General features: G+C 42.5%; 22 protein-coding genes. 9 read left to right on the top strand and 13 right to left on the bottom strand.

Annotated elements, in window-relative coordinates:
* Positions 1 to 14: 14 nt before the first annotated feature.
* From ACM0OW_RS01500 to fabI, 6 genes are all read right to left on the bottom strand, one after another.
* A complete protein-coding gene (locus ACM0OW_RS01500; RefSeq protein ID WP_414548260.1) occupies positions 15 to 1,658 on the bottom strand; it encodes an alpha/beta hydrolase in 1,644 nt (547 codons plus the stop codon).
* 118 nt (positions 1,659 to 1,776) lie between these two features.
* Positions 1,777 to 3,282 (bottom strand): SLBB domain-containing protein, encoded by a 1,506-nt coding sequence (locus ACM0OW_RS01495; protein WP_414548431.1) that lies wholly within the window; start codon positions 3,280 to 3,282, stop codon positions 1,777 to 1,779.
* A 623-nt stretch (positions 3,283 to 3,905) separates the two neighbouring features.
* A complete protein-coding gene (locus ACM0OW_RS01490; RefSeq protein WP_414548259.1) occupies positions 3,906 to 4,823 on the bottom strand; it encodes a hypothetical protein in 918 nt (305 codons plus the stop codon).
* Between the two features lie 220 nt (positions 4,824 to 5,043).
* A complete protein-coding gene (locus ACM0OW_RS01485) occupies positions 5,044 to 6,024 on the bottom strand; it encodes an ABC transporter ATP-binding protein (protein ID WP_414548430.1) in 981 nt (326 codons plus the stop codon).
* 240 nt (positions 6,025 to 6,264) lie between these two features.
* Positions 6,265 to 6,888: an imidazoleglycerol-phosphate dehydratase HisB gene (gene hisB / locus ACM0OW_RS01480; RefSeq protein ID WP_414548258.1), complete on the bottom strand. Its 624-nt coding sequence runs from the start codon at positions 6,886 to 6,888 to the stop codon at positions 6,265 to 6,267.
* Positions 6,889 to 6,982: 94 nt separating this feature from the next.
* Positions 6,983 to 7,759 carry an enoyl-ACP reductase FabI gene (gene fabI, locus ACM0OW_RS01475; protein WP_414548257.1) on the bottom strand — a complete coding sequence of 259 codons (777 nt, stop codon included), beginning with the start codon at positions 7,757 to 7,759 and terminating at the stop codon, positions 6,983 to 6,985.
* Positions 7,760 to 8,134: 375 nt separating this feature from the next.
* Here fabI and ntcA point away from each other — a divergent pair, with 375 nt between their 5' ends.
* From ntcA to ACM0OW_RS01460, 3 genes are all read left to right on the top strand, one after another.
* The gene (gene ntcA, locus ACM0OW_RS01470; protein WP_271762028.1) at positions 8,135 to 8,806 is read left to right on the top strand and encodes a global nitrogen regulator NtcA; all 672 of its coding nucleotides are present in this window, start codon (positions 8,135 to 8,137) and stop codon (positions 8,804 to 8,806) included.
* A 169-nt stretch (positions 8,807 to 8,975) separates the two neighbouring features.
* Complete coding sequence (locus ACM0OW_RS01465; protein ID WP_414548256.1) at positions 8,976 to 10,382, top strand: DUF3084 domain-containing protein; 1,407 nt, start codon at positions 8,976 to 8,978, stop codon at positions 10,380 to 10,382.
* Between the two features lie 39 nt (positions 10,383 to 10,421).
* Entirely contained in the window at positions 10,422 to 10,865 is a 444-nt protein-coding gene (locus tag ACM0OW_RS01460) for a pre-16S rRNA-processing nuclease YqgF (protein ID WP_414548255.1), read from the top strand.
* Between the two features lie 150 nt (positions 10,866 to 11,015).
* On the opposite strand, the gene ACM0OW_RS01455 is transcribed toward ACM0OW_RS01460, so the two are convergent.
* Positions 11,016 to 11,279, bottom strand: a complete 264-nt coding sequence (locus ACM0OW_RS01455; RefSeq protein WP_323212881.1) for a DUF3146 family protein — start codon at positions 11,277 to 11,279, stop codon at positions 11,016 to 11,018.
* Between the two features lie 87 nt (positions 11,280 to 11,366).
* Between ACM0OW_RS01455 and pdxH the strand changes: the two genes are divergently transcribed.
* On the top strand, positions 11,367 to 12,011 hold the full coding sequence (gene pdxH / locus ACM0OW_RS01450; protein ID WP_414548254.1) for a pyridoxamine 5'-phosphate oxidase: 645 nt from the start codon (positions 11,367 to 11,369) through the stop codon (positions 12,009 to 12,011).
* Between the two features lie 141 nt (positions 12,012 to 12,152).
* Here the strand turns inward: pdxH and ACM0OW_RS01445 are convergent, their stop codons facing one another.
* Positions 12,153 to 13,055 (bottom strand): DUF3153 domain-containing protein, encoded by a 903-nt coding sequence (locus tag ACM0OW_RS01445; protein ID WP_414548429.1) that lies wholly within the window; start codon positions 13,053 to 13,055, stop codon positions 12,153 to 12,155.
* A gap of 15 nt (positions 13,056 to 13,070) precedes the next feature.
* Positions 13,071 to 13,589 carry a tetratricopeptide repeat protein gene (locus ACM0OW_RS01440; RefSeq protein ID WP_414548253.1) on the bottom strand — a complete coding sequence of 173 codons (519 nt, stop codon included), beginning with the start codon at positions 13,587 to 13,589 and terminating at the stop codon, positions 13,071 to 13,073.
* Positions 13,590 to 13,748: 159 nt separating this feature from the next.
* On the opposite strand from ACM0OW_RS01440, the gene ACM0OW_RS01435 reads away from it, so the two are divergent.
* Positions 13,749 to 14,303, top strand: a complete 555-nt coding sequence (locus ACM0OW_RS01435) for a hypothetical protein (RefSeq protein WP_414548252.1) — start codon at positions 13,749 to 13,751, stop codon at positions 14,301 to 14,303.
* A gap of 20 nt (positions 14,304 to 14,323) precedes the next feature.
* On the opposite strand, the gene argB is transcribed toward ACM0OW_RS01435, so the two are convergent.
* The 4 genes from argB to ACM0OW_RS01415 form a co-directional block, all read right to left on the bottom strand.
* Complete coding sequence (gene argB / locus ACM0OW_RS01430; protein WP_414548251.1) at positions 14,324 to 15,217, bottom strand: acetylglutamate kinase; 894 nt, start codon at positions 15,215 to 15,217, stop codon at positions 14,324 to 14,326.
* A 229-nt stretch (positions 15,218 to 15,446) separates the two neighbouring features.
* Positions 15,447 to 16,280, bottom strand: a complete 834-nt coding sequence (locus ACM0OW_RS01425; protein ID WP_414548250.1) for an SWIM zinc finger family protein — start codon at positions 16,278 to 16,280, stop codon at positions 15,447 to 15,449.
* A gap of 218 nt (positions 16,281 to 16,498) precedes the next feature.
* Positions 16,499 to 17,425 (bottom strand): Rpn family recombination-promoting nuclease/putative transposase, encoded by a 927-nt coding sequence (locus ACM0OW_RS01420; RefSeq protein ID WP_414548249.1) that lies wholly within the window; start codon positions 17,423 to 17,425, stop codon positions 16,499 to 16,501.
* A 186-nt stretch (positions 17,426 to 17,611) separates the two neighbouring features.
* Entirely contained in the window at positions 17,612 to 20,842 is a 3,231-nt protein-coding gene (locus ACM0OW_RS01415; RefSeq protein ID WP_414548248.1) for a DEAD/DEAH box helicase, read from the bottom strand.
* A 323-nt stretch (positions 20,843 to 21,165) separates the two neighbouring features.
* On the opposite strand from ACM0OW_RS01415, the gene ACM0OW_RS01410 reads away from it, so the two are divergent.
* The 4 genes from ACM0OW_RS01410 (at position 21,166) to ACM0OW_RS01395 (ending at position 26,371) form a co-directional block, all read left to right on the top strand.
* Positions 21,166 to 21,711, top strand: coding sequence for an N-acetyltransferase family protein (locus ACM0OW_RS01410; RefSeq protein ID WP_414548247.1), 546 nt, complete (start codon positions 21,166 to 21,168; stop codon positions 21,709 to 21,711).
* 101 nt (positions 21,712 to 21,812) lie between these two features.
* Positions 21,813 to 23,969 (top strand): polyribonucleotide nucleotidyltransferase, encoded by a 2,157-nt coding sequence (locus ACM0OW_RS01405; RefSeq protein ID WP_414548246.1) that lies wholly within the window; start codon positions 21,813 to 21,815, stop codon positions 23,967 to 23,969.
* A gap of 288 nt (positions 23,970 to 24,257) precedes the next feature.
* Positions 24,258 to 25,055 (top strand): segregation/condensation protein A, encoded by a 798-nt coding sequence (locus ACM0OW_RS01400; RefSeq protein WP_414548245.1) that lies wholly within the window; start codon positions 24,258 to 24,260, stop codon positions 25,053 to 25,055.
* A gap of 146 nt (positions 25,056 to 25,201) precedes the next feature.
* On the top strand, positions 25,202 to 26,371 hold the full coding sequence (locus ACM0OW_RS01395) for a sugar phosphate nucleotidyltransferase (RefSeq protein ID WP_414548244.1): 1,170 nt from the start codon (positions 25,202 to 25,204) through the stop codon (positions 26,369 to 26,371).
* Positions 26,372 to 26,469: the final 98 nt, after the last annotated feature.

The following is a 26,469-nucleotide window of genomic DNA, read 5'->3' as shown; positions in this document are numbered from 1 at the left end:
ATTCTGCTATTTAATCACTTGTTCACAAGATTAAGCCAGGGTTTTATATTTCCTGGTAAATCGGAATTGAATCGTAGGGGTAGTTCTGCTGTAGACAAAGATTGAGCGTAAGCGGGTGTGAGAAATGGTTGGTAAATTTCGGCTTCTGGTGTGTCTTGTTTGATAAATGCTAAGGTGACACCACGAATTAATTGGCGTAAGGAGTCGGTTTCTTGCCCTCGCTTTTCTCTGATGATGCCTGCGGCTGCACTCATTGGATATGCTGGATCTGTAATACTCAAGTGAGTAGCACCAATGGCGGTTAACAGATACTTAGAACCGGCGAGTTGGTTAAAAGGTCTGATTTGATGAGTTAAGGATGGGGTGAGTGTATCTTCAGTTGCCGCTAAAATTAATACAGGTTTGGTAACTTTAGCCAAACCGTTTGTACCAAAGAGTTTACCAACAAGCGGGTTGAGAGCGATCGCACTCTTAACTCGCTGATCTTGCAAACGTGGTTGATTTTCTTTTAAACCAGTCGCGGCGCACTGTAACCAATCGCCTGGTGATTCGCCAAAGGACAGAGAAGCTTTACAGAACTCTCGTAATTCTTTTAAATCTACTTTTCCACCTACTAAGGCTAAAGCAGTATAGCCTCCTAAAGAGTGACCGATGACATTGACTTGTTTTGTATTCAGTTTTCTTTGAAGTTGTCCCGGTTGAATATTGACTTTTTCTAATTCGTTGAGCAGGAAAGTGACATCTTTTGGTCGTTCAATAAATTCACTGGCTGGTAGTAGTTGCGCCAAATTCATTTGATTTGCAGCTTTATTGATGGCTACAGAGTTACTACCAGGATGTTCCAGTGCTGCAACTGTGATGCCATGAGAAGCTAGATGACGCGCTAAATAGCTAAAAAATCGTCGGTTGGCTCCAAAGCCGTGGGAAATTACCACCAGTGGGGCTGAGGCCTGACTTTGACTCCAATAAATGTCTACAGGAATGCTGCGATTCCTTTTTCTGTCTTCTAAGGTAAGTGTCTGCTGTTGAACTGGATTTTTTCCTGTAGTTGCTGGGTCAAAGGTGGGCTGAAAAGGCGAATTATTTTCTACTAATAATTCTCGTTCTAGCAAAAGCCCCAAAGCTTGGCTTTGCAAGTTATTGGCGTTAAAATCTAAGGCGATTTGTAGAGCTTGTGTTGCATCTACAGTCACATTTTTTTGTGGATAGGCGCGCAAAAAACCTATTGCACTTAAACCGTTGACTTGACGTAAGGAGAGATAGAGGGCTGATTGCAAACCTTCTATGGTGCTATCTGGGATTGCTGTTCTCAAAGAAGTAACTAATTGTTTACCTTGTGGCGATCGCACTAGCTCATCAACAAATTTATCTGCTAAACCTGGGTCTACTTGTAACCTGCGATTTAGTAATTCTCCTACTTGGGGCGTTAAAACAAAGCTATAAAGTTGCAGATGCTCTGGTAATTTCCCCGTTTTGGCAAATTTTTCTAAATCAGCGATCGCGAGGGACTGCTGAAATGGCCCCAAGCGAATAGTAACTGTTTCGGCCGCCTGAGCCGAGGGAATGCCCACACTGCAACTCACAGCCAGAGTTAAACTGCACAGTAATCCTTTAATCAAGGATATTTGAGGTAGATTTTTTTCCAGCCAAGAGTACATACGCTCAGACCATTGAAAAGGTAAGTCAATCTATTGACTACCATTATGGGTTTGAAGTTGCGATCTGCTTGACTATCGCTAGTTAGTCTCAACAACTTCAAACTCATGATTTTATTCTTTAGAAGAAACCGAATATAGCCCTGAACACTCCTAATAAACCCCCTAGAGGATTCAGTACTGCGCCCACACTGTCGCCAGTTCGGGCTAAACCAGAACGATTAACGACAACAACATCATTATTGCGGAGTATGGGATTAGTCTCTTCATTAATTCCCTGAGAAAAATCAACTTTGACTTCCCGCTTAGTTACAGAACCATTGGGATTAAGGCGAACCAAATCCACAGTAGTTGTTCTGGCTCTAGAATCATTGAATCCACCCGCAGCCAACAACGCCTGATTTAAGGAGCTATTAGGCTTAACATCCACGGTTCCCGGTCTTTTGACTTCACCCACCACACCAACTTGAATGGTTGCTGGAGACAACGTAGTGGTAGCTAATTGAGTCGCTTCTGCTGTATTCACCTCAGTGGCAGTAGGGATAACAATCGTATCTCCATCCTGCACGATAATATCTTGATCGATATCACCAGATTGCAATAATTGCCAAAGGTCAATATCTATATTTTGGGCTGAACCAGTTCTAGTGGGTCGGCGGAGCTTGACATTACGAACATCAGCTTGTGATGTAATTCCCCCAGCTAATTGCAGCGCTCTCATCAGAGTCGGGATACCACCACCACCTTCTGCTCCACCACCACCAGGTCCTACCAGATATGAACCAGGACGATTGACTTCACCAATAATGGCGACAGTCCGGGGAGTGGTTGGGCTAGCCGCAAAGTTAGCTGCAAACAAATTCCGGGCTTCGGCGATATTAAAAGTAGTTGCAGTTGGCACAACAATCGTATCGCCATCTCGTAAGGTAATATCCTGATCAATCCTACCTGTCTGGATAAGTTCCTTTAAATTCAGATTCACCACCTGCTCAGAGGAACGTCCTATCTTACGTCTTAATTGGACTTGAGTTACATCTGCTGCCAAGGTTACACCCTGGGCTGTGGTCAGTGCAGATAATACAGTTGGGTATTGTACACCGGGATTATTACCCGCGCCTCCTTGTAAGTTCAGAGTATAAGCCCCTGGACGGGTAACTTCTCCCGCCACCAAAACATTGATCGGACGAGGCGATAACAAGTTAACTGAAATCAGGGGACGTTTGAGAAAGCGAGAATACCTGTTAGCAATTTCATCAGCAGCTTGTTCAGTCGTTAAACCCAAAACTGGGACACTGCCAATTAAAGGTAGGTTAATTGATCCACCAGGAGGTACTTGATATTCGCCAGTATATTCGGGTACTTCAAATACATTTACCCGAATCAGATCACCGCCTCCTAACGTATAGTTAGTATCTATCTGTATGCCTGGTGAAGCTTGTTGTTGTGTTGAAAAGATAGGTTGTGTACCTGCCGATCCTGGTTGTACTGTGGGAAAATTTTGTGTTATTTGCGATACCAGTTGTCCTTGAGCTAGGCTAGCAGGCGGTACAACAATATTGACACTCGTTAACAACGCTGCACCTAAAAATGGCTGGGTGAGGAATTTTATCAAACCTGTGTTAAGCATATTTACCTGAGACGCGGAGACTGTGGTTGGCATAGTTGTCTAAAATATTTTGATCTTGACTATACTTAATTATTCAAGTTCCTCGATTCAATTGCCCCAACATTCTTATTTTCCTAGCAAAGTGTAATTTTCCGGAGCGATATTATTTTTTATTCTTGAATTTTTAGTAAAGTTAAATTAAAGATGAATCAGGATTTTAATTTGGTATAAATTAGCTTGTATAAAAACTGATTAATATATATAAATATAGCAATTTTATGTAATTTATTTACACTCCTAATTTATAGGATGGTGCATTAGCCTACTGGACTGGCAAGCTTAAAATAGCTCCTTAGACGTAGGTTGGGTTAAGCGCAGCGCAACCCAACGCTGCCAATAATGTTGGGTTTCCTTACGTCAACCCAACCTACAATTTTTTGCACTAATTGAGGCTTGTCATGCCACTACAATTTTTTGCAACATTTTACAGGTATTTTCAGGTAAATAGACCACGCGCTAGGGGCGCAAGGCCTTGCGCCCCTAGGACAAATGTGGTTCAAATACATGAAAACTGATGTAAGCTTGCTACGCCACTACAAAACTGAACTGTATTGGGTTAGGACTCAGCACTTTGCTAGGTCAAGTTATCTATTAGCTTCGGACTTAATCTGCTGTAACTCTCTATATGCCTCCATCCGGCTCTTACGATTGTGGGATACAGCCGTAAATTGATCACGTTTGCGTTGAGTTGGCACTGAAATTTTAGTCACGAGGGCAAATTGTGCTGGACTAGGATCATCGTCCATTCGCACTGCTACTTGTGCAGTCGTTCCCAAATCAGAAATAGAATATCTGCTTCCCCTGGTGGCGACACATTCTTCATCGGTTTGACCTACTTTGATATTGCGTTCGTAGGTGTCCGGCTCAGTGTCTACAATCGCGCCTTTTTTATCCAGCAGTACTAAGTCCCACTCTGTGCCTAAGTTGCCGTCGTTGCGGACTTTGACACACACCTTGAGTTCATCATCACTCCAGCGATCATAGATGCGATTAGCCCTCACGCCGACAACTTTCAGGCTGTGAAGGGCTTGATCACCCAAAGCTGTTTCACCCAATCGACTCACTGCCCAATAAGCATAATCCGCCTGACGCTTACAAGGCCCAGTCAAGCCAATCTGAGTTACAAACAGTTTAGGATTAGTGACATAGCCAAACACATCCTGGCTGACTTTTTGCCAAAGAGAGCGATCTTCACAAATCTTGTAAAGATCCTTGCGAAATTCTGTTTCGCACTGTTCTTTTGTTTTAGCTGTTTGCGTCAATGTGCCATAACAAATATCATGCTGCTTACACGCAGGATCAAAGGTTTCATAATAAGGAAATAAGAAAAACTTCGTGGCCGCAGTTCCTGCTTGATTGTCACTAGGGCCACAGTGGGCGGTAGCTGCTTGAGCCGATGGCATTTTCAGCCCTTGTTGATTGATTGATAAGTTAGAAATATAGCTAAAAGTAATAACACTTAGAGCCAACGTAGTAATTTTAGTGAATTGTGAACGCAACATTTTGTCTTTCTCCAATGCTAGAAGTAGGACAACTCTAGCTGCACCCCAGAGAAAGTCTTGCTTTATCTTCTTTCTGGGGGATTCAGGGATGGAGTTATCCAGGTGTAATTAAGTAATCAAGCGCAGATGAGATGATTCCGCACAGCGTTTCGTTTATTCGGCGCTGACTTACTTACGTATCCCTTGATCAACCCCAAATATGCGATTTTTCTACGTAATTCTAATGAACAGATTTATTGTGGTGTAACTGTTGCATAAAAAAATCTTCTAAGGAACTGCGAGCTAAGTTCATAGAAATTATTTGTCCGTTCATCAAACGGACACTAGCAAGGAAATCATAGTAATCTTCTTGGAGTGTGCCTTGCCAAGTACCATCACCCTCAAAAGCTAGATTAGGTATCCACTGTTTCAGAACTTCGGAGTCACCACCTCGTCCTTTGATATGGTATGTGTTGTCACTACCTAATAGTTCATTCAGAGAACCAGAACAAATTATTTCACCTTGAGAGAGGATAGCGACGCGATCGCAAATTTGTTCGACTTCACTCAAAACATGGCTATTGAAAAAAATGGTTTTACCTGCGGCTTTTAACGATAAGATAATTTCCCGCATTTGGTAGCGTCCGATAGGATCTAAACCAGACATGGGTTCGTCGAGAAAGATTAGTTCAGGATCATTAATCAGCGCCTGTGCCATGCCGACACGCTGTAACATTCCTTTAGAATAGCGACGCATCGGCTTTTTGCGGGCATCAGTTAGGGATAAACCCACTAATTCTAGTAATTGGGGAATGCGATCGCGTTGCAAGCTTTGAGGAATCTGAAATAAACCCGCCGCTAGCTGGAGAAATTCCCACCCAGTGAGATAGTCATATAAATAGGGATTTTCTGGGAGGTAGCCAATAAGTTGCTTCGTAGAGCGATCGCCTAATGGCTGACCCAATAATAAACCCTTACCCGAACTGGGGCGGATAATTCCCAATAACAGTTTTAAAAGCGTAGTTTTGCCAGCCCCATTTGGCCCTAATAACCCAAAGGTTTCGCCTTTGTAGACCTGAACCGAACAGCTTTTGAGAGAGACAATTTTTTGATTCAGCCAAAAACCCGTGCGATAAACTTTACGCAAATCAGCAGTTAGGACTACTGGCGGGTTATCAATAGTATTTAGTTGAGTATCAGGGATATTTACACCAGACTTCATAGCCACAATTATAACAACTGCCAAGGCGATTATGTCAGTGTTGATTGCTGGAAGTCCTTGAATTAGCTGGGTTTATACTCAGCACTCCCCATTCCTGTACGGGCGGGTTTACCAAGGATTTCTACGGATTACAGACTCACTGCCAAAACCCGCCCCTACCCACTCAGCACTTCCATACACCACTAAGTTTGACAATAATCACAAATTGAGTAACTCAGTGGTTTCTTTAACCTTGACATTCTATAGAATACCCTTAGAACTGGGAATTGTACCAGCACGACGCGGGTCAATTTCCACCGCCATGCGGGTAGCCCTCGCAAAAGCTTTAAATGTCGCCTCAATAATATGATGGGAGTTAATGCCATCCAGTTGACGAATGTGTAGTGTCATTTGGCTATGGTTGACCAACGCGACAAAAAATTCCCGTACTAGCTGGGTGTCATAGGTTCCCACTCGCTGGGTAGGAATTGACAAACCATAGCTGAGATGAGGTCTGCCAGAAAAGTCCAGCGCCACTTGCACTAAAGCTTCATCTAATGGGGCGAGAAAATTCCCAAACCGAACGATACCTTTTCTGTTACCTAGAGCTTGACTAAAAGCCTGTCCTAAAGTGATACCCACATCTTCATTGGTGTGGTGGTCATCAATTTCCCAGTCTCCCTGGGCTTGGACATTTAAATCAATCAGCCCGTGGGAGCAAATCTGATGCAACATATGATCCAAAAACGGAATCCCGGTGGCTGCTGTGCAGATGCCTGTACCATCTAAGTTGATCGTAACTTTTATATCAGTTTCGCCAGTGGTGCGATGAACAGAGGCAATGCGAGCAGTTTGAGTCGAATTCAGGCGTTCGCTTGTTTGCATAGTAAAGGGGAGTGGGGAGTGGGAGGGGAAAAGGCAGGGGGGCAGGGAGCAGGGGGGAGAAGACGGTAACTTCCCAATGACAAATGACTAATGACTACATTCCCATTATTTCATAGCCTGCATCTACGTATAAAACTTGTCCTGTAATACCACTGGCTAAATCGCTAGATAAGAAGGCAGCAGTATTACCTACTTCTTGCTGCGTCACAGTGCGTCGCAGGGGAGCTACTTCTTCTACATGGTGAATCATATCTAAAATTCCGCCCACTGCTGAAGAGGCTAATGTGCGTATCGGACCGGCGGAAATGGCATTTACCCGAATGTTATTTGGCCCCAGTTCAGCAGCCAAATAACGTACACTAGATTCTAATCCGGCTTTAGCTACTCCCATAACGTTGTAGTTAGGAATTGCTTTCACGCCACCCAAATATGTCAAAGTGATGATGCTACCACCTTCTGTCATCAGAGGTTTGGCTGCACCACTTAACTGCACCAGAGAGTAAGTGCTGATTTCTAAAGCGGTTTTGAAACCAGAACGGGAGGTTTGGCTAAAACCACCAGTCAAATCGTCTCTGTTGGCGAAGGCTAAACAGTGAATGAGAATGTCCAATTTGCCCCACTTATCCTTAATGGCTGCAAAGGTAGATTCAATCTGTGCGTCATCTTGGACATTACAGGGAACAAATAGGCTGGGGTTAAGAGGTTCTACCAACTCCGCCACTTTTTTCTCCATCTTGCCTCGCTCATCTGGCAAGTAGGTAATACCCAAGTTAGCTCCGGCTTTGTGCAGTTGTTGAGCAATCCCCCAGGCTATGGAGCGGTTGTTAGCAATCCCTGTAACTAAGGCATTTTTTCCAGTCAGATTCAGCATATAAATTATGAATGTGATCAATCATTAGGAGCATACTAGAATCTGAGGCGAGTTTGTCTTGGTTCTGCACATTTTTTGTAAAAATGATGATTAGGGAGACTGTTTTTTGAAAAGTTTCTCCAGATAATCCTGAAGATATTCTCAAGATATCGTGAAATTTTTGGTAAAAAACCTGATGACTACAAATGTGCAAGAACTTATAACAACTACTCGCGAAAAACATCAAAAATTATGTATCATTATGAACAAATAACTGTGAACTTGTGGCTTTGAGTATAGGAATGTACAGAAAGGTTGACGGTGCTTTATTGATTTTTCAGGTGTATTCTTAGGTAATCAGTTTTTGTTTTTCCGGCATTGGGTAGGGGAAGGGAGATGATCGTGACACAAGATAAAGCCCTAGCAAATGTATTTCGCCAGATGGCAACGGGGGCATTTCCTCCAGTTGTAGAAACGTTTGAACGCAATAAAACAATATTTTTTCCCGGCGATCCTGCTGAACGAGTTTATTTTCTTTTGAAGGGTGCTGTGAAACTTTCCAGGGTGTATGAGGCAGGAGAGGAAATAACGGTAGCACTGCTGCGGGAAAATAGTGTTTTTGGTGTGTTGTCATTACTGACGGGAAATAAGTCAGATAGATTCTATCATGCGGTGGCATTTACGCCTGTAGAGTTGTTGTCAGCACCAATTGAACAAGTTGAGCAAGCGTTTAAGGAAAATCCAGAATTATCGATGTTGATGCTGCGAGGCCTTTCTTCGCGGATTCTACAAACAGAGATGATGATTGAAACCCTGGCGCACCGTGATATGGGTTCGAGATTGGTGAGTTTTCTGTTAATTCTTTGTCGTGATTTTGGGGTTCCTTGTGCCGATGGGATTACGATTGATCTGAAGCTATCTCATCAGGCGATCGCAGAAGCAATTGGTTCTACTCGTGTCACCGTAACTAGGTTACTAGGAGACTTGCGTGAGAAACAGATGATTTCTATCCACAAAAAGAAGATTACCGTGCATAAACCTGTTACCTTAAGTAAGCAGTTCACTTAAAATCAATTGGGGAGGTGGAGTGGCACGTGTTGTGTTGTTGAAGCTGACAACCATAGCTGGAGGTAAATCTCAAATCGTGAGTAGTTTCAGCTATTGCCAAAATTCCACCCTTCACAAGATAATGTATGAAAGTAGTAGGTTGTATCTGGAAGCATTTTGGTAGCTGAAGATGACCACCGGGTACATCCTTATAGCAGCAATGTTAATTTTGGGGGGCGTAATTGCCACCGTGGGCGATCGCATTGGCACACGAGTTGGCAAAGCACGCCTCTCACTGTTTAACCTTCGCCCTAAAAAAACGGCTGTATTGGTAACAATCTTTACAGGTGGATTGATATCGGCATCAACATTAGGGATCTTATTTGCGGCTGATGAAGGATTGCGCCAAGGGGTATTTCAGCTAGAAGATATTCAAAAAGACCTCAGAGAAAAGCGGGAACAGCTCAAAATTGCGGAAACTGAGAAAGGTCAGATAGAGACTGAATTAAGCACAGCTAGAATTGAAAAAACTCAGGCACAGCAAGACTTACAGGTAATTAATAAATCCTTGCAAGCGGCTAATGCCAAACAAGAAGCAACACAAAATCAGCTTCAACGTACCCAAAAGCAGTTAGGTGAAGTAGTCAGTCAGTATCAAAAAGCCTTAACTGAACTGCAAAGCGTTTACGACGAGAGAGAGACATTGCAGGGGGCGATTGAAGAACTGAGGGCAGAACGGCAAAGACTTTATGCGGAAGCTAAAACAGCCATTGACGAAGCTAAAACAGCTATTAACCAGCGCGATCGCCAAATTGCCCAATTGGATGGACTAATCAAAAAACGCAATCAAGAAATTGCGGCGCGAGAACAAGTCATCGCCACAAGGGAATCTCGCCTCAAAGAATTGGAAAAACAACAGAATTATTTAGAACAAGAAGTAGCAAGGCTGGAACAATTTTATCAGTCATACCGTGACCTGCGTCTAGGTAAGCTGGCACTGGTTCGCAATCAAGTTTTGGCTGCGAACGTGGTTCGTGTCAATCAAGCCAGTGCAGCTCGTCAAGCAGTTATACAACTTTTGCAAATAGCTAACCAGAATGCCAATATTCAATTAACTGAACCGGGGGAAAATCCGACAAATAAAGAACTATTGCGCGTTACCCAGGAAAGGATAGAGCAAATCAGCCAGCAAATCAACGATGGTAGAGAGTATGTGGTGCGAATCTTCTCTGCTGGTAATTATGTCAGAGGCGAAAACCAGATAGAATTTTTTGCGGATGCAGCCAGAAATCAACTGGTATTTTCCGAAGGTGAGGTACTAGCGACAACTACTGCTGATCCCAAAACTATGACACCTTATCAGCTATCGCAAAGACTCGATTTGGTGATTTCTGCTTCGGAATTTCGGGCGCGGAATGCCGGAATTGTCGAGGGTTTGTTAAGAGAAGGGACTCATTTACGCTTTTTCTTACAATTAAGACAGTATGATCAACCATTAGAAATCAAAGCGATCGCTAGAGAGGATACTTATACATCCGGCCCTTTAAGAATCAAGCTATTGGCAATTTTTAACGGTGTAGTTGTTTTTAGCACTTAAAAAATAAACATAATACCAGACAATTTAAGTGTATTTTTTATGACTTTTAGTGAATTTTCACCAACACAACCAGTCATCTTAGGCTTCGATCCCGGTAAAGATAAATGTGGTTTAGCCATCATGGGACTAGATAGACAATTGTACTATCACCAAGTCGTGACGGCACAAAAAGCGATCGCCACCATTGAAACCCTGCGTCAACAGTTTCCCGTTTCCTTATTAGTCATGGGTAATCAAACCACCTCTAAACAGTGGAAACAGCAACTGCGAGAGGCATTAGTAGAGCAGCTAAGTATAATTTTAGTAGATGAGCGTTACAGCACCTTAGAAGCACGCGATCGCTACTGGCAGATGTATCCACCCAAAGGACTAACAAAACTCTTACCACAGGGCATGAGACAGCCACCACGACCCATAGACGACATAGTTGCCCTCCTCTTAATAGAAAGATACTTAAATCGCCTAACTACGAGTGTTGAGTAGGGAGTGCTGAGTAGAAACCAAGTAGGGGCGGGTTGATGAAAATTATTATTAGTAATCGAGCATATCTGTAAACCCGCCCCTACATCAAGACTTTCAGCAATCAACAATGTTCTAACCACCTTAGCGGTTGCTATAAATGATAACTGATGACTAAAGTTCTGCCCTAATAGTAAAAGCATAATCTCCCCCAGGTTCTAGCTGATAATCTTGTTGTTCTAAGAAACGACCAAGAGGTTCTTTAATCAGGGCGCGACCTTGGGAAGGCTTCACAGACAGTTCTCCTCGGCGAAAATGCCATTTAAAATGCCACTCGAAGCTACCCGCACTTACTTCCCCCTCAAGAAAGCCGAGTTGCCACGATTGACGGATAATTCTGACATGGGCGGTAGTTTCTGGCAGACGTTTGGCACTCACAATGCTTTATGTCACGTGTGGGATAACAGCCAAATAAATAGGCTACTTCTTTTATTTACCAAACTTATCTAAAATATACAAATTGACATGGACAAGACCGTAGCTGACCTTCGCAAAGATTACACCTTGGAAGGTTTGACTGAAACCGAAATTAACCCTAATCCGTTTATTCAGTTTAAAAAATGGTTTGAACAAGCACTAGCAGCCCAACTTCCTGAACCTAATGCGATGACTCTGGCTACTGCTACACCAGATGGCCAGCCTTCCGCCCGAATGGTGTTACTGAAAGATTTCGATGAACGGGGCTTTGTTTTGTTCACTAATTACAACAGTCATAAAGGACAAGAACTAGCAGCAAATCCTCAAGCAGCTTTAGTTTTTTGGTGGGCGGAATTGGAACGTCAAGTCAGAATTGTGGGGACAGTTGAGAAGATTTCCCCAGAACAATCTGATAGTTATTTTGAAATGCGTCCGCCCAATAGTCGTTTAGGTGCGTGGGCTTCTAATCAAAGTCAGGTAATTGTTGGGAGGGAAGTTTTAGAACGACAATTGCAAGAATTTCAGGACAAATATAAAAATCAGGAAGTTCCTCGTCCACCTCATTGGGGAGGCTACCGAGTCATCCCCAGAGAAATTGAGTTTTGGCAAGGTCGTTCCAGTCGTCTGCACGATCGCTTGCTGTATACTCGCAGGGATAATCACAATTGGAAAATTGAGCGCTTGTCACCATGAACAATTTTGGATTTTGAATTTTGGATTTTGGATTTGCAATTTTAGAAGTAGGGTGTGTTGTCGCGTAGCGCAACGCACCATCCTAAATTATCGGTGCGTTAGGACTAACGTCCATAACACACCCTACCTTTTCACCCCGGCTTACTCCGTAGCTGCTACTTTGGGATCAGGCGCAAACTGAACTCTGGGATCTGGCATAAAAGTATATCTCAGATAAATTCCTCCCCAGATGAACAGGATAATTAACAAACCACCAATACCGAGGGGACTAGGTAGCCAAAATACTACTTCTATGTGGTTGAGTTCACCGGGTTTGATCTGCCATACTAATTGCTTACCTTGCTTTTGCGGTGGGATAGCAGTTTCAGTTCGTTGAATATTTCTAGCTCCCCAAGGGGTTTTTAAGCTAAACTCTAGATCAAGAATTGAGCCAGTGTCAGATAAGACGTTACCTTTGCTGGCAATTAAGGAAAGGGATCGCAAGTCTAAATCATAAATTAAGCGATTCCTCACTAACAGCAGAAAATTGTTCTGATTGATCAGTAAATTAGATTCAATTTTTGGTAATTCTGATGCAGATGCTTTCTGCAACGTTTCAGATTTTTCATTAGTCCGAGAGTTGAAAAAGTCATTGAATTTTTCTTGCAACTCTTGACCATTACTAAAAGGAATTTTTACAATAATTTCTTCTGGAGAAATCCGTTGTGTTCTACCTTCTAGTTGACGGGTGCGACGTTCTATGCTGTGTAACCATTCATATACATAATCACCACTAAAACTGGTGAGTCGTTCACCCAATTTAATATGCTGTACTATTTCGCCACTATTTGAGTTATTGAAGGTAACACCGGCATCGTAATCAACACAACCAGTTAGCAGCAGTGACGATAACAGAACCAGCCACAAAATAGGATTTTTGATTGGAAAAATCCGACGAATGAGATTCCGACTGATTAGCTTGATGAATAATGCCACTTTGATTAACACAAAACTCAATGCTTTGGTGAATCTCACTAAAATCTTTCTGAAAATAGAATAATTCATCATATCTCCCAAAAACTAAAAACTCAACCAAGCCAAGTACGAGAGTGTTAACACAATAACAATTAGTGCTACCCCAATAAAGCGATTATCTTGGGTATTCACTTGGCTAAGGTCTTCCAATTCTGGTTCAGCAGGTGCTTGACGAGAAGCTTTTGCGTAATTTCCAGATGCCCGAATTTTGGCATCATTATCAGACAATGTGCCTAAATCTGGGATTTCCGTCATCCACTCACTGGGGCGTTGGAGTTTCGGGGCTTTTAAAATATAAAGTAACTCCTTTGCCTGTTTGCTGGTTTCTGGGAAAGGATGACGTTGGAGTTGTTGACAAAGGGCGATCGCTTCTTCGGTCTTTCCAGCTGCTTCATAAGCTGTTACCAGCCAAATTTGAACTTCACCCCCAAGGCGAGAATTTCGAGATAACAGGGCGCTGGCTTTTTCCAGATTCTCCACAGCTTCTCGATATTTCCCATTTTCAAAGTTAAGTTTTCCAGCCTGATAACGACTTCTGGCAATTTCTAAACTTTCTGTACTCACGTTTTACCCACCAATCAGCACTACTTTGAATTTGTCCATGTCAGCAATTTTTGGAGAACTTTATACAATGGAAGTTAATCAACGTTTAAAATTTTAACCAAGTAGCTGCGGCTATTTACGGAATAAAAATTTAGGTTATCAAATGCAAGGAGCAAAAATATGCTAAAAATCAAGCATTTACAACTTAATTGGCTAGGGATAGGAATAATTTGCTCTGTAATCAGCGCTACAATTACCCCAGCTGCTGCCCAGCGCATCATCATTAATCAGACTGTGAGAATCAATCAGCAGCCTGCTGTTGGTTCTTTTATTTATGGTAGTCCGATTTCTACCCCCATGCCTGTAAACCCAGCGACAGGGTTAATGCCGAGGCACAGCGATCGCGACTATCACTCCTATCCTGTGGTTAGGCCTGTAAATCCAAGGAGAAGGTTAATTCCCCGGCACAGCGATCGCGATTATCACTCCTATCCTGTGGTTAGGCCTAGGTCAAATCGGGGTAGTAATTCTGGGTTAATTAATCCAACCTTAATTAATCCCGTAATTCCTAACTCCACCTTCGTGAATCCAGTGATTTTCAATCATAATTCACGGCAACCTACATCATATAAAGGGCGATCGCAAGTGAGAATGAATCGTCACCGTGTAAGATCCACAGGGCAATCTTCTTGTAGTATCTCTATATCGCAGGTGATTTTCAATTGTCCCAGGTAAAACTCAGATTAATCACCGTTTTAAGTGAATTGAGAACCGAGGATCATCGTACCAATACCACCGTCAGTAAATACTTCTAGGAGTAACGCGTGGGGAATGCGACCATCAATGATGTGTGCTGCACTTACGCCTTGGGCAAGCGATCGCACACAACAATTCACTTTTGGAATCATCCCACCGCTAACGATACCATTGGCAATCAATTCACGGGCTTGACGAATATCTACCTTCGGAATCAAGCTAGATGGGTCTTTGTAATCCTTGAGAATACCTGGCGTGTCAGTCAGTAAAATTAACTTTTCCGCACCCAAAGCGGCGGCGATTTCCCCAGCTACCGTATCAGCGTTAATATTATAAGCTTGACCATTCTCATCAGTAGCTACACTAGACACCACCGGAATATAGCCGCTACTGGAGAGGGTTTCCAAAATTTTGATATTTACACCACTGACTTCGCCCACAAAACCGATACCTTCTTGATCCTGGGGACGGGCTGTAATCAAGTTACCATCCTTACCACAAAGTCCCACAGCCAAACCCCCAGCCCGGCTAATCAGCGAAACAATTTCCTTATTGACTCGGCCGACCAAAACCATCTCCACCACATCCATAGTGGGCGCATCGGTGACACGCAGACCATTTTTAAATTGTGCTTCAATACCCAGTTTAGTTAACCAACTATTGATTTCCGGTCCACCACCATGTACCAGAATGGGACGCAAGCCAACGCAGGATAAAAAGACAATATCCCGCATTACTTTGTCTTTGAGGGTGCTATCTTTCATAGCCGCACCACCATATTTGACAACAACAGTCCGACCCACAAATTGTTGAATGTAAGGTAGGGCTTCACTGAGTACACGGACACGAGTAGCTTCCGTTTCCCTGATATATTCCGAATCGTTATCCATCACGAGGAGCTATTGAGATTTAAAACTTATTTAGTCAGTTTAGAAGAATTTGGAACCTGCAACAATCTTTCCTAATTCCTGGTTCTTCTCCGGGGCTTCCTTTGCTGCGAGGACAGTTTTCCATTACAGGATTATAAAAGGTTCCAGACTCCGGCTCCCTCTCCTTACTAAGGAGAGGGTTGGGGTGAGGTTTTCTCAGGATTTCTACAAAATCCAGATGCTCCCAATCCCATCAACCGCCTCCCATATTCATCGCAACTAACATTGCTTGCTGACTTACCTGCTGATAAACAGTATCTAAATATTTAGTCACCACATCGCCAGATGTGGAACTAACTGTACTTTCTTCAGTTTTGGCTAAAGGAATCGCCCCCAATACATCTAATACCGTTTCGCTACCCGACGGCGCAATTACTACCAAAGAAGATTCTAGCGGTTCCTGATATTCCCAAAAAGAACCCAGATTTACAGACAATGATGGCTGAGTCGGTGGTTTAGTCTCAGGTGTTTCAGGTGCTGTCACATCCACCTTAGCACCACGTAATTGACGTAAATCACTGATAATTTGCTCTTTAGTGCGTCCACGTAATTGAAACAGCACAAATGGGTCTTCACTGAAGCGATCGCCTAACTGATAGTATACTGCACCAATATGTTTACAAGGATTGGCCTTATCAGGGCAAGAGCATTTACTGTGAACATCAGAAAGTGTAAACGGAAACAAAGACAAACCATTGGCTGTAAACACCTCCTCAATATTTTGCGGCATTTCCCCAGCTAACAACTTGGCCGCAAAAATGGCTCTTTGGGACATAGTTTCAATTACATAACCCCATTCTTCCTCACTAAAATGGTCAATAGAAAGAGAAACCTTATAAGGTTCAGGTTCGCTACCTTGAACTCTAGCTAAAACCTTTGCCCCTTTAAACTCAATATTTAAAACATTACCCTGACGAGAATAATTTCTCGCCCGTTCCAAACGCTTTTTAAACCGATAAGAATCGAGTAACTCCAGCCACTTTTGTGACCACCATTCTCTACTTGCTTGTAAGGTATCGTTATTCATAAATAAATGCAAAAAATTGGCTCAGGTATACAAGCAAAATCCTAATGATATAGCGGTATGCACTTGAATCAAGTACATCATAGCCCCCTCCTCGCTTGCGGGGAGGGGGTTGGGGGTGGGGTTCTCTTATATCTCACTTAACTGATAACCGCTATATACAACCAAAATCCTAGTAATAAAAGGCTTATAGCAAGCCATATCTACCTATTCTAAATTTGTTATACATTATTTAACCAACCTTGCAAATCTTCTACAGTATTTAAATCAAATATTGCCTCTCCTAAAGCCTCAATAACTTCTATATTTAAACTCCTAATTTCGGTTTCTAAGTCTCCCTCAATTTGTCCAATTTTTTTATTAATTAACCTGATAATTAAGTTTTTTTCTCTTTCAATGCCTCTTTCAATTCCTGTCTCGATTCCTTCTTCCATCCAACTTGTGACAATTTGCATAACTTCCTCCTTCTCTTCCTTGATTAATATACCTATTTCTGCTTGAAATTTCTCTTCTTCTATTTTATTCAATCTCAAATACGTGTCAATGAACCCTGATATCAATTGCATTTTAGCTGGATTTAATTTTAAGGTAACTAATAACCTTAAACATTCCGATTTGACTTTTGGCCTATCTTCTGGTGCTATATTCATTTTTGACATCAAAGCCGATGCAACTGGATTTGGACGAATTAAAAAGTCTCGCCAGTTGAGTTGATTCAGTTGCACTACTTGATAATTAAATTTTAGCACTTCAAAATCAGGAAAGTTGATTTGATAGTTATTCACGGCTACGGTTTTGGGTGAGTCGTAAGAAAATATAACTATCGGATATATTGGCAAATCCAATTTTTCATCTAACCTCGCAAAATAACGAAACATTCTTTGATTAAATTTTGGTCTTGCACCTGATTCGGCTTCAATATGAATCACAAAATAAGAAGGTTGACCGAGAAATTTAACTTTAACTATTAGGTCAGTTTCATATTTGTCGCCTGCGGTGACATCCGTAAATATTTCTTTGTCTAAAAATGTAATCGATGTGGTGTCTATATATTCGATAACTTGAGGAAAGAATAATTCTAGAAACTCTACGAAAAAATTTGATATTAGTTCTTTGAATAAGCGGTCATGGTCTATCTTGTTTGTCATCTTGTTATCTATAGGACTACTATTTGATTATTGTTGGCGTAGCCTGCGCTTGGAACTGACAAAAACGTAGTGGCTTGGTCATCTGAAAATGTTGCAAAAAATTGTAGGTTGGGTTGACGTAAGGAAACCCAACATCATTGACAGCGTTGGGTTGCGCTGCGCATAACCCAACCTACTTCTAATGCACTAAACTTCATCCTCATCAATTATCGCACTGCGATCAAGAATGAGTAAATCACGCAATTGGTCGGTATCCATTTCAGTTAGCCACTCCTCACCAGTATTAACTACTTGTTCAGCCAATTGTTTTTTACTTTCAATCATGTCATGAATTTTCTCTTCTAATGTGCCAGTACAGACAAATTTATGCACTTGCACATTCCGCGTTTGACCAATTCTAAATACTCTATCTGTCGCTTGATTTTCCACTGCGGGATTCCACCATCTATCAAAGTGAAATACATGATTAGCCCTGGTTAAATTCAAGCCTACGCCACCCGCTTTTAAAGAAAGAATCATAATCGGAGGTCCTTGGGGGTCGTGTTGGAAACGGTCAATCATTTCCTCTCGTTGTTTTTTCGTGCTACCACCATATAAAAAGAATATTTCTTTCCCAAGTGTTTGCTGTAAATGAGCTTTTAGTAACTTACCCCATTCAGCAAATTGAGTAAAAATTAAAGCCCTATCGCCCTCCTCCAAAGCCACATTTAACATTTCATCTAGCCGTTGCAGTTTGGCAGAACTATGTTCTTGTAATGTCGCAGCTTTCAAATATTGGGCTGGATGATTACAAATTTGTTTCAATTTAACGAGTAAAGCTAAAATCATGCCTCGACGTTGCAAACCCTCCGCCGATTCAATTTCTGCCAAAGATGCTTCCACAACTTGTTGATAAAGTGCAGCCTGTTCAGCCGCAAGACCACAGAAAACCGCCATTTCTTGCTTTTCTGGCAAATCTTGAATAATATCACGATCTGTTTTCAGACGACGTAGAATAAAAGGTTGAACTAAACCCCGCAATTGATTTAAAGATGCCGTGTCACCATACTTTTCAATTGGCATAGCAAACCGTCTCTGGAAAAATTGGCGATTTCCCAAATACCCAGGATTCAGGAAATCTAAAATAGACCACAATTCCTGGAGTTTATTTTCTACTGGTGTCCCTGTTAAAGCTATCCGAAATGTAGTTTTTAATTCCCTCACAGCCTGTGATTGTTTAGCTTCGGGATTTTTGACATTTTGAGCTTCATCTAATACAACCGTCTGCCAATCTACAGTTTGCAAAGACTTAATATCCCGGTGAACGAGTGAGTAACTAGTGATAATGACATCGTGTTTTTCGACTGCTGCTGTAAACGCTTTACCTTTGAGACGTTTATCGCCGTGATGCTGTAAAACTTTCAGAGTAGGCGCAAACTTTTTAATTTCCCGTTCCCAGTTACCTAAAATAGAAGTTGGGCAAACAAGTAAGGTGGGATTTTCCAGTGCATCTTGTTCTTTGAGGTGCAGTAAAAAGGCAATTAACTGAACTGTTTTTCCCAGTCCCATATCATCAGCTAGACAAGCACCCAAACCCCAACGTTCTAGGAAAGCCAGCCAAGCCGCCCCTCTTTCTTGATAAGGTCGTAACTGTCCTTGAAAATTGGTAGGTGTGGGGAGGGGTGCAATGCTTTGATTATTCGTTAACGCCCCAATTAACTCTTGCAATGTGCCAGATGCTTCAAAACTGACCACAGGTAACTTTTCAATCGCCTGGGTATCTCCAGAACTCAGACGTAAAGCATCTTCCAAAGAAAGCGTCATTTCGTCTTTGCGAGAAGCAAAAAATGTCTGTGCCGTTTTAATATCCTGGGGTCGCAATTCCACCCATTCGCCGTTAATTTCTACTAATGGACTATTTAAAGCTACCAGTTTATTAAACTCAGTTTTAGAAATTGTTTGCCCCCCAATAGCCAATTGCCATTGAAAATTTAGTAAACTTTGTAAACCCAAGCGTCCCTGCTTTTTCTTTTGGGTTTCCGCACTGATTTTTAAACCTAAACGATTCGCCCATCCTTCTCGGTTAGTTAAACTAGGAGGTAAAATTACCCCCAAACCACTATCTTCAAATCGCCAAGCTACAGACTTGATAAATTCATAAGCTTGTAATGGGTTGAGTCTACAAGATTGGGGATATTCTGTTTCTAAACTCGGTGTAAGAACTGGATATAATCGGGAAGCTAACCCCAACCCCCGCAATAAAGTTTCTTGGGGTTGATCAATGGTGCGATTTTGATAAACTAATTGTTCAACTGGGTGATGCCAAATAGTTGCTGCATCCACTAAGAAATTTTCATCATCCGCAGCTTGGAGAAAATAGGACAATATCCAATCTGTTGCGCCAGACGCAGGGGGAAGCAGTTGAAAACAAGCACGAAATAAAGCTTTTCCTACCAGTTGATATTGCAACGGCATAGTCCAAGATTTCAGCGCTGCTTCTAATCTTTCTACTTCCATTGCATCTGCATTGACTGTGTGAGATGCACTGCTTAAACCTTGCAACCACTGTCGTACCGCAGATGGTAGAGATGCCAACATCCTAGTTTCTAGTAGCGGTTGAGAAGCTAACATCTCCCGCACTTGAACATCTATTGTAGTGTTGAGAAATTCTAATAATAATTCTTGGGGTTGAGTGGGGAAATCTACTGCCAAATATTTTTCTTCCAACTCCGCACTTTTTTCATAAGTACGACAAGCTAAGGGCATCTTTGCCGCAAATTTTTCCAGGCGTGTTCCATCCACAGCACTATCTAAAAGCACTTGCCATCTAGCAACAAGAGAACTATCAGCTTGCCTTTGGATAGTTGGCAGAAACTTACACCGAGAGATTAAATCTAAACTCCAACGGGCAATTTGTGACCAAAAACGTAAGTCTCCACCAAACAAAGTATCTTCTTCTCTAGCAGCATTCAAAGGAACAGCAGCGAGAAATTTTATCGCTTCAGTGGGGTTGAGACAAAAACCTTCAACTCGCCACGGTTGGAGGTATTGGGGTGAATTGATTTCCGAACCCAAAGTAGCAGAATGCAAAGGGGAAATAAATTCTATTTCTTGCTGATTATTTTCTGAGATATGAGTTGGTAAATCAATAATTTGAGAATGCGTAGGCAAGCTGATTTTCGTAGCACTTGTACTTTTACGAGTTCGTCCAGTTGCAGCTACAGCAACTTGGGTTTGCTGTATTAAGCTAGCAATTTTAATATTCTGAGAACTTAACCACTCACTCAACTCAATTGGTGACATTGCCAATGGATGTAGTGGTATATCTTGAGATACACTCAGAGCAAAATCAACTCGTGATGAACGCCAAGTTTCACCCCAAATAAATAAACAACTATTTTGATTTATTACTAACCAATTACCGTGTAGAATTGCCATGTATTAACTACTCAAAGTTTAATTAAACTAAAATTATTAATTATCTACTTTTCCTGTAATATGAAGAAACATAATTACTTCTATGTTGTAGAAGTTTCCTACTGGAAAAACAAGTAAGTGGGCGAGAATAGACCTAACTATGTGCGGTGTGCAGTAATGTAAAAGTATTGTTATTTAGCCCTTAATTCGGGACTAAATTCCTGACTACCAACCTGGCATTGTTTACGACGAATTACTTATTGTATATCGGACAGAATACAAGCATTCAAATATTGGATAAGGTAAATTTAAGTAATAATCAAAGTTCATAAAATTTATTGGTAATGAAATTCCCTTTTGAACAAGTTTTAAAAAATAACTTATCCGTCGAACTAGATTATATGAAACCCCAAGAACAGGAGGAAGTGAGGTCATTACTAAATAGCGTAATTAATGAAGGCAAAACCTACCCCCAAAATAAACCTCTGTCGCAGGAAGCATTTGCAGCTTACTGGTTGAGTCAGGATGCCTTCGTAGTGAGGACATCTGCTCAAGATATGACACACAAGCCAAAAGAAGTGCTAGGGGCATTTTATCTAAAGCCTAACTTCCCCGGTATGTGTAGCCATATTTGCAACGCTGGTTTTATTGTACAACCTGGGTTGCGCGGTCAGGGTATTGGAAGGTTTATGGGCGAGTCGATGCTAGTCATAGCAGCCAACCTGGGCTATGAGGCGGTGATGTTCAATTTGGTCTTTGCAACTAATATACCTTCAGTTCAACTTTGGCAGTCCTTGGGATTTGAGATTATTGGCAATATTCCGCGTGCGGTGAAGCTAGCAGATGGACAGGTAGTAGAGGCGCTCATTTTCTATCGGGCTTTGGGTTGAACAACTTGTTTATCTTTGTGTATACCAGAAGTCAGTCTGAGGGCAGAAATGTTAGGATTGCCACAGAAAGAGAAAAGCGAAAGAGAAGGAAAAAAAACTGAATGGCAGAAGTTGATAAGTCAATATCCTTTGATGGTAGGGATATTAGGCTGAAAGTAGGCTTACTAGCTCCCCAAGCTGGTGGGTCGGTTTTAATAGAATCAGGGGATACATCTGTTTTAGTGACAGCTACGCGAGCCAAAGGCAGAGAAGGAATTGATTTTCTTCCCCTGACGGTGGATTATGAAGAAAGACTGTATGCCGCAGGTAGGATTCCCGGAGGAATCATGCGGAGAGAAGGTCGTCCACCAGAAAAAACCATTCTGACTAGCCGTCTGATTGACCGCCCCATGAGACCTTTGTTTCCTTCATGGTTGCGGGATGATCTGCAAATTATCGCCTTTACGCTGTCGATGGATGAGTTAGTACCACCTGACGTTTTAGCAGTGACTGGTGCTTCCATTGCTACTCTGATGGCACAAATTCCGTTTAATGGACCAATGGCCGCAGTGCGAGTTGGTTTAGTGGGTGATGATTTCATTATTAACCCCACCTATGCCGAAACTGAGAACGGAGACTTGGATCTGATTGTGGCTGGTTCACCCCACGGTGTCATCATGGTGGAGGCGGGAGCCAATCAATTGCCAGAGCAGGATATTATTGAAGCAATTGATTTTGGTTATGAAGCGGTCAGAGATTTAATTAAAGCGCAACAAGATTTGTTAGCGGAAATGGGTCTGAAAATTGTGCAAGAAGCACCACCAGAGGAAGACCCCACCCTCAGCAATTATATCCGCGATCGCGTCAGCGATGAAATTAAGAAAATTTTGTCTCAATTTGAATACACCAAAGCCCAACGGGATAACGCTTTGGATATTGTCAAGGATCAAGTTGCGAGTGCGATCGCTGAATTACCAGAAGAAAACGAAGTTCGACTGGCTGCAACTGCAAACAGCAAGGCACTTGGTAACACTTTTAAAGACATCACAAAACACTTTATGCGCCGTCAAATCGTGGACGACAACGTGCGCGTTGATGGTCGCAAACTCGATGAAGTCCGTCCTGTCTCTTGTCAAGTTGGTGTTTTACCCAAGCGAGTCCACGGTAGTGGTTTATTTAATCGGGGATTAACCCAAGTATTGTCCGCCTGTACCTTGGGTACTCCTGGAGATGCTCAAAACCTCAACGATGACCTGCAAACAGACCAATCCAAACGTTACTTGCATCATTACAACTTTCCTCCGTTCTCAGTTGGGGAAACTAAACCGATGCGTTTCCCAGGAAGGCGCGAAATTGGTCATGGTGCTTTAGCCGAACGAGCGCTGCTACCTGTCCTACCCTCAAAAGAAGCATTCCCCTACGTGATTCGTGTAGTCTCGGAAGTCCTTTCTTCCAACGGTTCCACTTCTATGGGTTCGGTATGCGGTTCCACTCTATCCTTGATGGATGCTGGTGTACCAATTCTCAAACCCGTTAGCGGTGCAGCAATGGGTCTGATTAAAGAAGGTGACGAAGTACGAGTCCTGACTGATATTCAGGGGATTGAAGACTTCTTGGGCGATATGGACTTTAAAGTCGCCGGGACAGATACCGGGATTACCGCTTTGCAAATGGATATGAAAATCTCTGGTTTGTCATTGGACGTTATTGCCCAAGCCGTCCATCAAGCTAAATCAGCCCGGTTGCATATTCTGGATAAAATGCTCCAGACTATCGAAGAACCACGAGTTGAAACCTCACCCTATGCCCCACGTCTATTGACCATCAAGATTGATTCAGACATGATTGGTCTGGTCATTGGCCCCGGAGGTAAAACCATCAAGGGCATCACTGAAGAAACTGGTGCGAAGATTGACATCGAAGACGATGGCACCGTGACGATTTCGGCTGTGGATGAAAGCAAGGCGAAGAAAGCCCGTAATATCATTCAAGGCATGACTCGTAAGTTACACGAAGGTGACGTTTATGCCGGGCGTGTGACTCGGATTATCCCCATTGGTGCATTTGTAGAATTTCTGCCTGGAAAAGAAGGCATGATTCACATTTCTCAATTAGCTGACTATCGCGTTGGCAAAGTTGAAGATGAAGTAGCTGTTGGGGATGAAGTCATTGTCAAAGTGCGAGAAATTGACAATAAAGGACGAATTAATCTCACACGTTTGGGTATCCACCCAGACCAGGCGACTGCGGCGCGAGAAGCTGCGGCAGTGAATCGATAAATCGGTTGGGGATTTTAGATTTTTATCTAAAATCCGCGATGCCTAGGTTTCAGGTATCGCCGTGGATTTCTAGAATTTAAAATCAGCGCCGAATGACTGAAGTCACGGCTATAACAAGGGCATGGCTGCGCTTAAAGCGGTAGCGGGGCGTTTAGCCCGTGCTGAGTGCTGAGTAGAAACCAATTTGCTTCAAGGCTTTCAGCAATCAACAATGTCCTAAGCTGCTTGGCGGTTGCTATATAGGAACAAAGCCTGCAAAAGCAGGCTCAAGGTTTTTTACAAAATTTTATGGATGCTTCCGAGTTATTAGAAACCATCACACACCTGATTTCACAGGCGGAACAAGGCGATATTGATCCTTGGGATGTGCAGGTAATTGAGGTGATTGACCGTTACTTAGAACTAATGGCACCGGAAGCCACAGCTAAAGGCTATGAGTCCGATTTATCGCAATCGGGGCAAGCTTTTTTGTCAGCATCAATGCTGGTGTTATTCAAGGCTAACACTTTGATGCAGTTAACTTCAGTAGAAGACGCACAGGATGATCTAGCAGATGATGCTGCGGAAAGTGAAGATGGGCTATTACATCATGCTCATCGTCTGCAATTAGAGCGACACCTGCGCCGCCGTCCCTCTGCAATGCCACCGCCTAAGCGCCGTGTGACTCAGCAAGAGTTAATTAAGCAATTGCAGATTATGGCGAACCAGCTCAAACTTGTGCAGAAATCCAGCAAATCTGTTCGCCCCAAGCGTCAGTCTAGCGCCCAAAATATGCGACAGACGCTAGAGTTAGCTCACCAGGAAAATTTGACGGAAGTAGCGGGGGAACTAGAGCAAGTGTTGCATTGTTCCGCAAAAGAGCTATTTCTCACACAAAATTGTTTAAATCTAGAACAACTGGTAGATTTGTGGACTCAAACAAAGCAACCACACCAACATCATTCGCCCCATGAGTCAGAAAATAGCTCCACAGTTAGTGTTTTTTGGGCGCTACTACTGCTCTCATCTCAATCCAAAGTCGAGTTATTACAAGACGAATTTTACCAGGAAATTAAAATTCGGTTACTTACAGATATAGCTACTTGACATCGGGTGAAAATGGAATATGCGTTTCCACTATTATGAGTATAGGAGCATATTGGTACACTAATGAATTGAAAGCCGTCGTAAAAAGACGGAGTTTTAAACCCAATTTTTCGGTAAACTGGCTTGTGTTTGAGGAATAAAATTTTATGAAAGCCATGATTCTCGCGGCGGGTAAGGGTACTCGTGTGCGTCCCATTACCTATACAATTCCCAAACCGATGATTCCTATCCTGCAAAAGCCAGTGATGGAATTTCTCTTGGAACTTTTGCGCCAACATGGATTTAACCAAATTATGGTTAATGTCAGCCATTTGGCGGAGGAAATTGAAAACTATTTTCGGGATGGTCAACGGTTTGGCGTAGAAATCGCTTATTCTTTTGAAGGCAAAATTGATGATGATGGCAAACTAGTCGGAGAAGCCGTTGGTTCGGCTGGTGGAATGCGGCGTATCCAAGACTTCTCACCATTCTTCGATGATACCTTTGTGGTGTTGTGTGGTGATGCTCTGATTGACTTAGATTTGTCTGCGGCTGTGAAGTGGCATAAATCTAAAGGGTCAATTGCTACCATCATTACCAAATCTGTGCCACTAGAGGAAGTGTCTAGTTACGGTGTGGTAGTCACTGATGAAGATAGTCGCGTTATAGATTTCCAAGAAAAACCCTCGCAAGAGGAAGCTATTAGTACCAACATCAACACAGGTATTTATATTTTTGAGCCAGAGGTGTTTGAGTACATACCTTCTGGGGTAGAATTTGATATCGGTGGCCAGTTATTTCCCAAATTAGTAGAAGTTGGTGCGCCTTTCTACGCCATTGCGATGGACTTTGAATGGGTAGATATTGGTAAAGTACCAGACTACTGGCGGGCAATTAATGGTGTACTGTCAGGCGAAATTAAAAATGTGCAAATTCCTGGTAATGAAGTCGCCCCTGGGATCTACACTGGCTTAAATGTGGCGGTGAATTGGGATAAGGTGGATATCACTGGCCCAGTGTACATTGGTGGCATGACCAGGATTGAAGATGGGGCTAAAATTGTTGGACCGGCAATGATTGGCCCGAATTGCTGGATATGCAGTGGCGCAACTGTGGAGAACAGTGTAATTTTTGAATGGTCGCGATTAGGCCCAGGAGTCAGACTAGTTGATAAGTTAGTTTTTGGTCGTTATTGCGTGGATAAAACCGGTGATGCCATCGATGTTCAAGCTGCTGCTTTGGATTGGCTGATTACTGATGCCCGTAATACACCACCGTCTGAAACACCTTTTGAACGCCAAGCGATTGAGGATTTGCTGGGAACGAATGTAACTTAGGAGACCGCAGGGCGGAAGTCAAAAGTCAAAAAACTTATTCTATAGGCTTTTCATGGGGATTGGGGATTGGGAAAAGAAGTATTTTCCCCCCTGCACCC

It is taken from the genome of Anabaena sp. CCY 0017 (genome assembly GCF_963920885.1).
Taxonomy (GTDB): Bacteria; Cyanobacteriota; Cyanobacteriia; order Cyanobacteriales; family Nostocaceae; genus Nodularia.
This window is presented reverse-complemented; position numbering and strand designations above follow the sequence as displayed.